General features: G+C 50.7%; 13 protein-coding genes and 1 pseudogene. 7 read left to right on the plus strand and 7 right to left on the minus strand.

All coding sequences use genetic code 11. The features are described 5' to 3' along the window. Positions 1-50 precede the first annotated feature (50 nt). Positions 51-1,487, minus strand: coding sequence for a succinate-semialdehyde dehydrogenase (NADP(+)) (locus NM96_07945; protein ID AVR79271.1), 1,437 nt, complete (start codon positions 1,485-1,487; stop codon positions 51-53). Between the two features lie 27 nt (positions 1,488-1,514). Here NM96_07945 and NM96_07950 point away from each other — a divergent pair, with 27 nt between their 5' ends. Beyond that, complete coding sequence (locus NM96_07950; protein ID AVR79272.1) at positions 1,515-1,697, plus strand: hypothetical protein; 183 nt, start codon at positions 1,515-1,517, stop codon at positions 1,695-1,697. Between the two features lie 123 nt (positions 1,698-1,820). Beyond that, a complete protein-coding gene (locus NM96_07955; GenBank protein ID AVR79273.1) occupies positions 1,821-2,378 on the plus strand; it encodes a hypothetical protein in 558 nt (185 codons plus the stop codon). Between the two features lie 79 nt (positions 2,379-2,457). Here the strand turns inward: NM96_07955 and NM96_07960 are convergent, their stop codons facing one another. After that, positions 2,458-2,664 carry a hypothetical protein gene (locus tag NM96_07960; GenBank protein AVR80298.1) on the minus strand — a complete coding sequence of 69 codons (207 nt, stop codon included), beginning with the start codon at positions 2,662-2,664 and terminating at the stop codon, positions 2,458-2,460. Between NM96_07960 and NM96_07965 the strand changes: the two are divergent. Both NM96_07965 and NM96_07970 read left to right on the plus strand, forming a co-directional pair. Next, positions 2,654-3,061: pseudogene (locus NM96_07965) on the plus strand (transposase). The gene NM96_07960 and the pseudogene NM96_07965 sit on opposite strands and share 11 nt — an antisense overlap. Further along, on the plus strand, positions 2,965-3,861 hold the full coding sequence (locus NM96_07970; protein AVR79274.1) for a hypothetical protein: 897 nt from the start codon (positions 2,965-2,967) through the stop codon (positions 3,859-3,861). The pseudogene NM96_07965 and the gene NM96_07970 overlap by 97 nt, the downstream one beginning before the upstream one ends. Positions 3,862-3,951: 90 nt before the next feature. On the opposite strand, the gene NM96_07975 is transcribed toward NM96_07970, so the two are convergent. From NM96_07975 to yajC, 3 genes are all read right to left on the minus strand, one after another. After that, a complete protein-coding gene (locus tag NM96_07975; GenBank protein ID AVR79275.1) occupies positions 3,952-4,887 on the minus strand; it encodes a protein translocase subunit SecF in 936 nt (311 codons plus the stop codon). A 3-nt stretch (positions 4,888-4,890) separates the two neighbouring features. Then, complete coding sequence (secD, locus tag NM96_07980; GenBank protein AVR79276.1) at positions 4,891-6,744, minus strand: protein translocase subunit SecD; 1,854 nt, start codon at positions 6,742-6,744, stop codon at positions 4,891-4,893. 75 nt (positions 6,745-6,819) lie between these two features. Then, complete coding sequence (gene yajC / locus NM96_07985) at positions 6,820-7,086, minus strand: preprotein translocase subunit YajC (GenBank protein AVR79277.1); 267 nt, start codon at positions 7,084-7,086, stop codon at positions 6,820-6,822. 245 nt (positions 7,087-7,331) lie between these two features. On the opposite strand from yajC, the gene NM96_07990 reads away from it, so the two are divergent. Further along, positions 7,332-8,462 carry a deacetylase gene (locus NM96_07990; protein AVR79278.1) on the plus strand — a complete coding sequence of 377 codons (1,131 nt, stop codon included), beginning with the start codon at positions 7,332-7,334 and terminating at the stop codon, positions 8,460-8,462. 111 nt (positions 8,463-8,573) lie between these two features. Here NM96_07990 and NM96_07995 read toward each other — a convergent pair whose 3' ends face one another. Beyond that, positions 8,574-10,490: a transferrin-binding protein gene (locus tag NM96_07995; protein AVR79279.1), complete on the minus strand. Its 1,917-nt coding sequence runs from the start codon at positions 10,488-10,490 to the stop codon at positions 8,574-8,576. Positions 10,491-10,702: 212 nt separating this feature from the next. Further along, on the minus strand, positions 10,703-11,326 hold the full coding sequence (locus NM96_08000) for a heme oxygenase (GenBank protein AVR79280.1): 624 nt from the start codon (positions 11,324-11,326) through the stop codon (positions 10,703-10,705). Between the two features lie 453 nt (positions 11,327-11,779). On the opposite strand from NM96_08000, the gene NM96_08005 reads away from it, so the two are divergent. Next, entirely contained in the window at positions 11,780-12,316 is a 537-nt protein-coding gene (locus NM96_08005; GenBank protein ID AVR79281.1) for a gamma carbonic anhydrase family protein, read from the plus strand. A gap of 40 nt (positions 12,317-12,356) precedes the next feature. Continuing rightward, positions 12,357-12,956, plus strand: coding sequence for a septum formation inhibitor Maf (locus NM96_08010; protein AVR79282.1), 600 nt, complete (start codon positions 12,357-12,359; stop codon positions 12,954-12,956). The last annotated feature ends 11 nt before the right edge of the window (positions 12,957-12,967 follow it).

Below are 12,967 nucleotides of genomic sequence, written 5' to 3' on the forward strand. Positions count from 1 at the left end.
GTTTCAATGAAATTTGTTTTTCAGACGACCTGTTGCTTCTAATAGCAAACTCAATCCGCCACATCGATACACAAATATTTCAATTCCAAATATTCGTCCGCACCGTATTTGCTGCCTTCACGTCCCAGTCCGCTGCGTTTCACGCCGCCGAACGGTGCCGCTTCATTGCTGATTAGGCCGGTATTGATGCCGACCATGCCATATTCCAAGGCTTCGCCGACGCGCCACTGACGGGCGGTGTCGACGGTGAAGAGGTAAGCCGCCAAACCGTATTCCGTATCGTTGGCAGCCGCGATGACTTCGGCTTCGGTTTCAAAGCGGAACACGGGGCACAACGGCCCGAAAGTTTCTTCGCGCGCCACCGCCATTTGCGCCGTTACGCCGCTTAAAACGGTCGGTTCGAAAAACGTTCCGCCCAATGCGCTGCGTTTGCCGCCGGTCAGACAGACCGCGCCTTTGGAGAGCGCGTCGGCGATGTGCTGCTCGACTTTCTCCACCGCTTTTTCCTCAATCAGCGGCCCTTGGTTCACGCCTTCATCCAAGCCGTTACCCAATTTGAGCGCGGCTACTTTTTCACTTAATTTGCGGCAAAATTCGTCGTAAATGCCGGATTGAGCGTACACGCGGTTGGTGCAGACGCAGGTTTGACCGCTGTTGCGGAACTTGCTGGCGAGCGCACCTTCGACGGCTTTGTTCAAATCGGCATCGTCAAACACGATAAACGGCGCGTTGCCGCCCAGTTCCAAACTGAGTTTTTTAATGTCCGCCGCGCTGTCGGCAAAAATTTTCGCGCCGACTTCGGTCGAACCGGTGAAGCTGATTTTGCGCACGGTCGGGTTCGTGGCAAATTCATGGCTGATTTCCGAAGCGCGACCACTGACGACGGGAAGCAAATCCTGCGGCACGCCCGCTTCGTAAGCCAGCAAGGCCAGCGCATACGCGCTCAGGGGCGTGAGCGACGCGGGCTTGACTATCATCGCGCAGCCCACCGCCAAAGCAGGCGCGGCCTTGCGCGCAATCATCGCGGACGGGAAGTTCCACGGCGTAATCGCAGCGGTAACGCCGACGGGCTGTTTCAACACGACCAGTTTTTGCGACGCTTTCACGCTTGTCAGCACATCGCCGTCAATCCGCCGCGCTTCTTCGGCAAACCAGCGCACAAACGAAGCCGCATAATCAATCTCGCCGCGTGCCTCGGTCAGGCTTTTGCCCTGTTCCATCGTCATGATGCGCGCCAGCTCTTCTTTGTTTTCCTTCATCAGAAAATACCAACGCCACAACACATCGGCGCGCTCCAACGCAGTTTTTGTCGCCCATAATTTTTGTGCGGCCTCCGCCTTTTGAATCAGTAATTTGAGGTCGTCTGAATGGGTTGTTCGAACAAACGCCAAAGTCTCGCCCGTCGCCGGATTATCGACTTTGATACTGTCTGGAATCGGGGAAAAAGAAATATCGGGATGGTTTAACAATGATGCAAAAGAGTTCATGCCTGCCCTCGTGTGTATAGATGATGGATGGAGGTCATTATTCTCTTCATAGGGGAAAAGCGCAAACTGCTGAAACGTTGCGTCGCCGATTTTTCGACCTTACCGTTTTATATTGAGCTAAACGGCAAAAAAGACAGAAGCGGGAAGGCATCCAGTAACAACCTGCAAATATACAGGGATCCAAATATTGGAATGTCCTTTCAAAAGTAAATTTACTTTTCCATTTGATGCTTTTATTAAAGATTTGTCTAAACCAAAGACAAAGCATGTTATCTCTGCTATTGTGTTAACGTTTAGCACCACTTTTATCAATAATTCATATGGAGTAAACCGATGAATAAAAATACCAAGTTACTGATTTCTGCCGTTATTGCCGCTGCCGCGCTGTCCGCATGTTCCAGCTCTTCCAAAGGAAAACCTGCTGCGCAACCTGCTCCTGCTCCGCAACAAGCAGCGCAACAAAACCAACCTTTCACTCCTCAAACCGTGAAAGTGGACGCTATCGACAGCACCAAAGAGGTACACTACCGCTGCGGTCAAAACGGTCAAGACCCATTGAGCGTTATGTACGGCTTCAAAGGCAACGAGCCTGTTGTAGCACAAGTGAAATACAAAAACGAACTGACCCCCAACCTGTTCCGCGTCGTCGGCTCCAGCGACGATATTAATGCCTTCTGGGGCGGAAACGTCGCATGGGTGGCAGGTCGTGCCAATTTGGGCAATATCGACAAAGTGGACGGCAATATGCTGACCGTACGCGGTAAAACGACCGTTAACGGCAAAGAAGAAGTCGTTGATCAAATCGTTGCCAAATACTGCTCCGTTGCCAACTCCCCTGCCAAAGCAGGCAAACCGGCTCCTAAAAAACCTGCCGCAAAAGCAAAACGTTAATTTCTAACTCTAACCGTAGAAATTAATCTGAGGTCGTCTGAAAATTTTCAGACGACTTTTTTGCATTTTGTGTAATTCATTACCAAGAGCGGCATAGAAGTGTCCGTCTTATACAGTCGATTACTTTCAAAGAATCCTTCCCTTTAAGCCAATCTTTCCCTTCCTCTATCTGAAACAAGAAAAGTGTGTTCCTTTCCATACAGTCAAAACAATACCGCCATATTCGCATCACAACTATCAAATCAACTGCCCAAAACAAAAAGGTCGTCTGAAAACTGAACTGCACCCCAAAAGTTGGACATCCCCTCCAACTCACAAGGTGCAGTTTTTTTATGAGCAAATATACATTACACTTCAAATACCAAGCCGTACTCCACTATCTGCATATACGCAGCCAGCAGCGTACCGCAAACCACTACGGCATTTCCCGAACCCACCTGCGGCGATGGATACGCGCCTATCAGGAAGGCGGTATCGGCGCACTCGGACATCCCCAATCCAAAACCATGCCCCAACACCGCAAAAACCCCTTCATCGCAGATAAACCCGACCAAGAAAAAACGCAGGCAGAGCTTATTGAAGAACTGTGCTATATGCGCGCAAAGGTTGCCTACCTAAAGGAGTTAAAAGCCCTCAGCCAAAAACAGACCGAAAAGGACAAAGCCAAACCGTCCAAACACTGAGGGCGCAACACCCGCTCAAATACCTACTGCACATCGCAAACCTGCCCAAAAGCAGCTTTTACTACCACCACCAAGACCGACCCGACCCCGACGAAGCCGACAAAGCCCTCCTTGTCGAAACCTACCAGCGGCATAAAGGACGCTACGGGCAAAGGCGCATTGCCGCCGCATTGGGTTGGAACCGCAAAAAAGTGGCGCGGTTGATGAAGCAGTTGGAACTGAAAGCCCTCATACGGGCGAAAAAAGCCTACCGCCATCCCGCCATGGGCGAGATATCGGAACACCTCCTCAAACGCCGGTTCAAAGCCCGAAAGCCCAACGAAAAATGGCTGACCGACGTTACCGAACTCAAAGGGAAGGACGGCAAACTGTACCTCTCGCCAATCTTGGACTTGTTCAACCGCGAGATCGTCGCCTACGCCATGAGCCGCAGAGCCGACAGCGAAATGGTGAAGGAAATGCTCGAAAAAGCCGCCCCCCGTCTGACTGATAAAGGAACGATGCTGCATTCGGACCAAGGCGTGCTGTACCGTACGGCGGGGTATAGGGAATTGCTTGCGGAGCATTCCATGGTTCAAAGCATGTCGCGAAAGGCGAACTGTTGGGACAATGCGCCGATGGAAAGCTTCTTTGCGGTGTTGAAGACGGAGTGTTTCTATAACGCAGGTGAATTGACGGTAGATGAATTGATGAAACAGATAGACGATTATATAGACTACTACAACCGGGAGCGTTGCAGTTTGAAGTTGAAAAAGCTGAGTCCTGTCGCATACAGAACCCAGCTTACACAGAGCGCCTGAATAGGCTTTTATGAGTGTCCAAGATTTGGGGGCCAGTTCAAACCTGTTGCCAAGTTTTCAGACGACCCCTTCACATCGCAATCATAGCCATCAGACCACGACTTCTTCTTTTTTCTTCACTTCCTTCGCGATATTTTCGCGGCTCAGGCCGAACATCAGCAAGAGCGGGCTGGCTACCAAGACTGAAGAGTAAATACCGAACACGATACCGATGGTCAATGCCATTGAGAAACCGTGTAACGCTGCGCCGCCGAACACCAGCATGGAAACAACCATTGCCTCGGTCGAGCCGTGGGTGATGATGGTACGGCTCATGGTGGCGGTAATCGCATTGTCGATGACTTGCGGAACGGTATGTCCGCGCATACTCGGTTTGCGGAAGTTCTCACGGATACGGTCGAAGACGACGACGGATTCGTTTACGGAATAGCCCAATACGGCAAGGATACCCGCCAACACGGTCAGTGAAAATTCCCATTGGAAGAAGGCGAAGCAGCCCAAAATAATCACGATGTCGTGCATATTCGCGATGATGGCGGATACGGCGAAACGCCATTCAAAGCGCATCGACAGGTAAACGATGATACCTGCTACGACAAAGCCCAATGCCATCAGACCGTTGGTCACCAGCTCTTCGCCGACCTGCGGGCCGATAAATTCGACTTGGCGCAGGGTAACGTCAGGCTGCTCTTTTTTCAGCAATTCCATAACCTGATTGGAAAGCTGCGCGGAAGTTACGCCTTCTTTGTTGGGCAGGCGGATCATGATGTGTTTGTTCGTACCCAACGCCTGAACTTGGACATCACCCATTTTCAGGGTATCGAGTTTTTCACGGGTTTTGTTGACGTCCACGCCCTGCTGATATTGCACTTCCATCACGGTACCGCCGGTAAATTCGACGGAGAAGTTCAAACCTTTGGTAATGAGGAAGAATACGGCGGCAATGAAGGTTACCAACGAAATAAAGGTCGTCAGTTTGCCGTAGCTCATAAACGGGATGTCGCGTTTGATTTTAAAGAGTTCCATGTCTTACTCCTTGCCAGCCGCTGTTTCGGCTTTAGGTTTCCATACTGCGCCGATGGAAATGTTCTGCAATTTGCGGCGGCGTCCGTACCAAAGATTCACTAAGGCGCGGAAGACGACGACGGATGAGTACATCGAAGTCAGGATACCCAGACAGTGTACGACGGCAAAACCGCGGACCGGGCCGGAACCGAATACCAAGAGGGCGATACCGGCAATCAGCGAGGTCAGGTTGGAGTCGACGATGGTTGCCCATGCGTGTTGGAAACCGAGGTTGATTGCCTGTTGCGGCGGCACGCCTTCGCGCAACTCTTCACGGATACGTTCGTTAATCAATACGTTGGAGTCAATCGCCATACCCAGCGTCAACGCCAATGCGGCAATACCGGGCAGCGTCAGCGTTGCCTGCATGGCAGACAAAATACCGACCAAGAACAAGATGTTGGTACTCAGGGCGATGGTCGAGAAGAAACCCATCAGGCGGTAGTAAACCACCATGAACAAAGCAACGGCGGTAAAGCCCCATAAGGTCGAATGGAAACCTTTTTCAATGTTTTCTTTACCCAAAGACGGGCCGATGGTGCGCTCTTCCACGATTTGCATCGGTGCGGCGAGAGAACCGGCACGCAGCAACAAGGAAGTATCATTGGCTTCCGCCTGCGTCATGCTGCCGGAAATTTCCACGCGTCCACCGGTAATAGCGGAACGGATAACCGGTGCGGTAACCACTTCGGATTTGCCTTGATCGATCAACACCATCGCCATGCGTTTACCGACGTTGGCGGCGGTCAATTCGCCGAAAATACTGCCGCCTGCGCTATCCAAGCTCAGACTGACGGCAGGCGCACCCATTTGGTCGAAACTGGGTTGCGCGTCATTGATATTGTCACCGGTCAATTCAACCTGTTTGTTAATCAGCAAGGTTTCAGGATGATCGCCACCACTGGACAACAGCTCGAAACCGCTCGGAACATTACCTTCCAAAGCTTCGCGCACTTTGACAGGGTCGTCTTCCACCATGCGCACTTCCAAAGTTGCGGTACGGCCAATGATGTCTTTTGCTTTGGCTGTATCTTGTACACCCGGCAACTGTACGACGATACGGTCGAGGCCGGATTGCTGGATGACAGGCTCAGCCACGCCCAACTCATTGACGCGATTATGCAAAGTAGTGATGTTTTGTTTCACCGCATCGGAGCGTACTTTGTTAATCGCTTCTTCGGATAATGTCAGCGTGATGTTATTGCCGTCGGCGTTCAAATTTGCCTCAGGGAAAAGCTGACGCAGCTTAGGCATGGCTTTTTGTACATCAGCAGCGTCCTGCATCGGGACAACCAAACCGTTTTCAATCTGACGGATGGTGCCGGTACGGATTTTTTCGCGGCGCATTTCGCGGCGGATGTCGCCCGAATAACGTTCAAACGTTTTCTGCATCGCGGCTTTCATGTCCACTTGCATGGTGAAATGCACGCCGCCGCGCAAGTCCAAGCCCAAGAACATCGGGTTGGCGCCGATTTTGGCCATCCATTCGGGACTGTCCGCCAACAGGTTGAGTGCGGTGATATAGCCCTCGCCTAAAGTGTTTTCGATGACATCGCGGGCTTTAAGCTGGGTTTCAGTATCTTTGAAACGCACTTTCAGCGAGTTGTTCGCAATAAATATCCCGTCAGTCTGAATACCTGCCTGTTTCAGCGCGGCATCGACTTTAGACTGGGTCTGTTCGTTAATAATGATAGCTTGTCGGTTGGTTGATACCTGCACTGCGGGCGTTTCACCGAAAAGGTTAGGCAGCGAATACACTACAGCAACCAAAATCGTGCACGCAATCAGCAGGTATTTCCATAAAGGATAACGGTTCATGGTAAACCTTCGATTTATTATGAAGACAAACAGCCGCGCTCAGCTTTCCGAGGCGGCTCTTGGCGAAAAGATGAATTACTCGGCTTTGGCGGCAATCGCGTTACGTTCCACTTCGACTTCGATTTTTGCACCTTGACCGATGTCCACGGTAAAAAACTGTTCGCCGACTTTGGTAATACGGCCTCTGAAACCTGCTACCAAAACAACCTTATCGCCGACTTTCAAAGTGGTAAGCATGGCTTGGTGTTCTTTGAATTTCTTGTTTTGAGGGCGTAGGAGCAGGAAGTAGGCCAACGCCATAATCAGTACGAAAGGGACCAATTGGGACACTGCTTGATTCATAACTTATCCGTTTTCTAAGAGATTAAAATTAAGAGATTAAAATTAAGTAAAACACCGCTTGCGGCAGAAAAAAGCATTGGTACAGCCGCAAAATTAAGCTATTCTAAAGGTCGTCTGAAAAATTTCCAAGCTTTTCCCTATTTATTAACCATATTTATCATGTCAGGTCGTCTGAAAATGAATTTTCAACGACATTTAAAACCTGATTCCTTCCTACCAACGACAAGCCCCGCGCCCTTTTCCTCATGAAAAAACTCATTCGACGACTGCGTACGCGCCTACGCCGCCTCTTGGGTAAAAATGCGCGTACGGTCTGGATTTCTCATCCCGTTTTTGCGCAACACCAACCCGGCACAGGTCATCCCGACTCGCCCGAACGCACTGCCGTTATCGAGGCGGAGCTCAAACGTCAGGATATTTGGCGGCATCTGCAAACTGCCGAAGCCGAAGAAATCAGCGATACCCGCCTCGCCTTGGTTCACCCGCGCAAATATCTGCGCTCGCTCGAAGCCTGCCAGCCCCAACCGGACAAAATCTACCGCATCGACGACGATACCGTCATGAACCATGGTTCGCTTAAAGCCGCCCGTTACGCCGCAGGGGCTGTCGTTCAGGCGGTAGATATGGTGATGAATAAGAAAGCATGGCACGCCTTTTGCGCCATCCGCCCACCCGGACACCACGCGCACAGCGATAAGGCAGGCGGTTTCTGCCTATTAAACAACGTCGCCGCAGGCGTCATGCACGCCATCGCCGAATATCGACTCCAACGCATCGCCGTCATCGACTTCGACGTCCATTACGGCGACGGCACAGCGGAAATCTTCAAAGATGACCCGCGCGTCCTGTTTATGAACCTTTTTGAAACCGACCTCTTCCCATTTCCCGAAACCAACCATTCCGCCAACGGCGCCAATATGTTGCACCTGCCTTTCGCGTCCAACACCGGCAGCCGCGTCTTCCGCACTACCGTACGCGAAAAATGGTTGAACAAACTGACCGCATTCAAACCCGAACTGGTCTTACTGTCCGCAGGTTTCGACGGACACAAACAAGACGAAACAGGTCGTCTGAACCTGCACGAAGCCGATTTTGCTTGGCTAACCCACAAAATCATCCAAGCCGCATCAAGCTGCCCCGGCAGAATCGTTTCCGTACTGGAAGGCGGCTACACGCTCGAACCTTTGGCAAAATCCGCCGCAGCCCATATCGGCGTCTTGGCAGGACTCCCCAAAGCAGACTATGTTACCGCCTATCAAAGACACTTGAAACGCGGGCAAAAAAGGGGAGATTCCCAGTCTTCCGAATGGCAATCTAAATTATTAAACGAAAGATTATCTGAAAATAAGATTCAAGGTTTTCAGACGACCTTTTAGCGGGTAGATTGCTCTCCGGATTGTTGTTACCGTAAAAGGTCGTCTGAAAATCCTATCTAATCAAAAACAAACCGCCCTTTCAGGCGGTTTGTTTTCAGCTTCAACAGACGGTTATTGTTTTTTACCGCCGAATACGCCAAAGGCGTTATTACTTGAAGGACCATTATCACCTGGGGTTTCATTGTAACTGTAACGACCCGCCATTTCGGCTGCCTTGTCGCCGTAGAATCCACCGGTTACAGAGCCTTGTGCACCTGAAGTCCATTTGCCGTTAAAGCTGCTGCCTGCAATATTGGCAGTAAAGGCGCGTTCATTCATGTACCATCTGTCGCCACTATTGATTTTACCGGCGATGGTTTTGGCATCAAAATCGACATCGGCGGTAAACGAACCGGTAGTACGGTAGCCTCCTGTATCACCCACCCAGTTTTCCTTATCATCCAAGTTGCGGGCACGGAAATTCAACACCTCGCCGGCGTATTTGGCCGTACCGGACGGCAAAGAGGCACTCATTACGCCCTGAACAAACAAGGAGTAGGCATTATCGGCAAGTTTTGCCGCACCGAAGACGACATTGCTCAAATTGCCTGAAGCAACAAACGACTTGTAGTCCGAACCCAATTCAGTTTGATAGAGCTTGTTGGTAACAGGTGACAAAGCGATTGCCGTACCGTTGATGACGACTTTGGTCAAGTCCGCGATATTCGATAAGACGTATTGCTCGCCTGTTTCACCTTTTTTCAATTCGGCTGCGGCGGCATCATCTTTAGGTTTGGTTACGGGCGCATCAGGTTTGGCAACCGGCGCATCAGGCTGTCCGCCTGCTTGAGCTGCCGCATCTTGGCGTTTTGCACCAAACACACCGCGCGCCACTACGTCTTCATCACGTTGGTTTTTGCCTGCCGCACTATATGTGCCGGCAAGTTGGTCTGCCTTCGCACCAAAGAATCCGCCTTGCATCGTACCTTGCTTGTTGGAGAAGGTGTTTCCGTGCAAATCGCCATCGAAGGACAGGTTTTCTGCCATATCGCGCGCATTGGATTTGACGACACCTGCAATCCTGTTGCCACCACTACCACCGCCAACCGTTTGATCGGAATAGCGGTTGATGCCGACATTGATGGTTTTTTGGTCGAAATTGACTCTTGCGGTAACATCGGTTGCTTTGGCGGCAGGATACAGATTGGCCAGCTTGGCTTGCGAACCGGTTTCAAAAATTTCTTGCAGACCTCTTGTATTGATCGGCAGTCCGTTTTGGAAATGCAGGCCGATGCCTTTATAGGTTGCATCCCCTCTTTGGGCTGCAACGGTATCACTGCCTGACGGCGTGCCTTGGACAAACAACGCCTGTTTCACATCACGCAGATCGCTGACATCGGCAACACCGCCGTAACGAACGTCAGGCAACAGGTCGCCGCTGTGTACCGCATATTGTGCTGCATCGGCTTTACCGCCGTTCATACTTTTTTCGCCCAACGTAAACTCACCCGCTTTAACGTCTTTGGTATTAATGGCGACACCATCAAGTACGACGCTGTTTTTATCCGAGGCAGTCGGAGCTTCGGTTTTGGCATATTCCAAATCGCCGGTTTCACGTTTTTTCGCTACCAAGACACCGCCATCCAAAGCCTTGCCCATTACTTTGCCTTCGCCGCCAAAACCTTGACCTGAATTGGCCTCATTGGCTTTCTTGGCTTCTTCGGCTTTCTTAGCTTCTTCAGCTTTCTTGGCCTCTTCAGCTTTCTTGGCCTCTTCAGCTTTCTTGGCCTCTTCAGCTTTCTTGGCCTCTTCAGCTTTCTTGGCCTCTTCAGCTTTCTTGGCCTCTTCAGCTTTCTTGGCCTCTTCGGCTTTCTTAGCGTCTTCAGTTTGTTTTGAATCACCTCCTCCGCCCGAGCCGGAATTATTGCCCGGCTGTTGCGGGGTCGGTGCAGGCTGTGCAGACGGCGTGCCACTACCGCTTGAGCCGCATGCACTCAATGCGATGCTGCAAGCAATCGCCAACATACTTAATTTAAATGATTCCTTCATGGTAAAACTCCTGAATGTGATAATGGTATTTTGGAATGATGGTGATAAAATATTTGATAATTATTTACATCAAACCAATTAAAATATACCGCAAATGCGGATAACCAAACGGTACTAAACTTGCACCAGTATGAAGGTCGTCTGAAAACGGAATTTATGAATCCGTGCATACAGATGTGTTTCAGACGACCTCTACTTATATCGTCAAACCATTAATGACGATGCGGAACAAAGCCTTCCGGAGCTTCCGCACCTGCAGGCAGGTCAAATGTTTCGCGCAGAACGACTTTGTAGAACGCAAATGCATCTTTTGCACCTTGAATCGCTTCGGCTTCAGCTTCAGGGCTTAAGCCCAAAGCATTCAAATGCTCGACAAAGGCACGCCAATGTTTACCGCGTCCGTTCGGATGGGGGGCGAGGTGGCGCGCACCGTGTTCGCCGTTGTAATCCAGCTTCTGCGCGTGTTTAAACAAAAATGCTGCGCCCAAATTGGAACCTTCGGCGCAATACAGCCAGCCGATGGCTTTATTGCCAGTTTCGTGCGGCAGCGGTTTGCCGTATTCGTAAGGTTTGTCGCCCAAATCCGCCAAGTCTTGCGTTACCGCGTCGTAACGCGCCATGTATTCCAGCTCGGGAATGGCTTTGTTCAATTCGGGGTCTTTATAGATATGATCGACCGCTTTGTGGAACACGGATTGCAGCTTCAAGAATTTGATGTAATTCTCTTTGTTGGTAAACGGCTCGACAGACATGACCAAATTGTCCACGCTGTCGTGAATGGTGGTGGTTTGCTCTTTCAGCCGTTTGGCAAAAGTCAGCTCTTGTGTTTCGCTCATGTGAATATCCTTCATAAAGTTTCAGACGACCTTCAGGCCGCCTTTATTTAAACAAGGTGGATTGGATAGGTTTGAAAACGAATATGGGATGGAAGCGGAGGTTTGCGGGATGGGAAACCCGCGAAATCCGTTTGAAAACAAACCATCGGGTTTCGTTATTTTGTGAAATATTTTTTTAAAAATATATATCATTCTAATTCAAATGGCAAGAGAATGATTTGCAGCTACTTGCAACTACAAGATAATAACGGACAATTTCCCACCTTCGGCAAACAAAAGATTCCGGCTTAACAGAAAATGGTTTCTTAACCATAAAGAATATTGTTTACAAAGACATGACTGCATCTTGGCAGATACCGCCCTTGCCCCGCCTGCGTCAAAACGGCATACTTTCGCCATACCGAGCCGCAGGTCGTCTGAAACCTGCCATACCGTCAAAAAGAAAGAGACAACATGAACCCCATCCGCCCATTCTTAAACCATACCCCGCAAATCCACGAATCCTGCCTTATCGATGAAACTTCGGTCATCATCGGCGAAGTATCGCTTGCCGAAGACGTATCCGTCTGGCCGTATGCCGTCTTGCGCGGCGACGTGAACAGCATCAGCATCGGCGCACGCAGCAACGTACAGGACGGCAGCGTCTTGCACGTTTCGCACAAAAACGCCGAAAAACCCGAAGGTTCGCCCCTTGTCATCGGCGAAGACGTAACCGTCGGACACAAAGTCATGCTGCACGGCTGCCGCATCGGCGACCGCGTTTTAATCGGTATGGGAACAATTATTCTGGACGATACTGTCGTCGAAAGCGACGTGATGATAGGCGCAGGCAGCCTCGTGCCGCCGCGCAAACGGCTGGAAAGCGGCTATCTCTATGTCGGCTCGCCCGTCAAACAAGTCCGCCCGCTGACCGACAAGGAAAAAGAATTTTTGAAATACTCGTCCGCGCATTATGTGCGCCTGTCCGGACAACACAAACAGTCAAAATAATTTTCAGACGACCTTATATCCTCTTAAAAAAGAAAGTGTTATGCACACACTCTACCTAGCTTCCGGCAGCCCGCGCCGCCGCGAAATCCTCGAAAACCTCGGATATGCGGTTATCCGTATCCCTGCCGACATCGATGAAACACCGCATTCCGACGAAAACGCCGCCGATTATGTGCAACGTATGGCGCAGGAAAAAAATGCCGCCGCTGTCCAGCAATGGTTTGCCACCCACGACGCGCAGCCCGAATATCCAATTCTGACCGCCGACACTACGGTCGCCTATCAAAACCACATTCTCGGCAAACCGGAAACCGAAGCCCAAGCAGCCGAAATGCTCGCACGGCTTTCGGGGCAGACGCATCAGGTGCTGACCGCCGTATGCGTATATTGGCAAGGAAAGACACGCGGCGTTTTGCAAACCAGCGACGTGCGTTTCAAAACCTTGTCTGCCGACGAAATATCCGCCTATATCCGAAGTGGCGAACCGATGGACAAAGCGGGCGCGTATGGCATTCAGGGTCTGGGCGGCATGTTTGTCGAGCATTTGCAAGGCAGCTTCACCGGCGTGATGGGCCTGCCCGTTTACGAAACGGCCGGCTTGTTGGAACGATTCGGATTGAGCGTTCCCCCATTTGCCTGATTTTAAATACC

The organism is Neisseria mucosa (assembly GCA_003028315.1).
GTDB lineage: Bacteria > Pseudomonadota > Gammaproteobacteria > Burkholderiales > Neisseriaceae > Neisseria > Neisseria mucosa.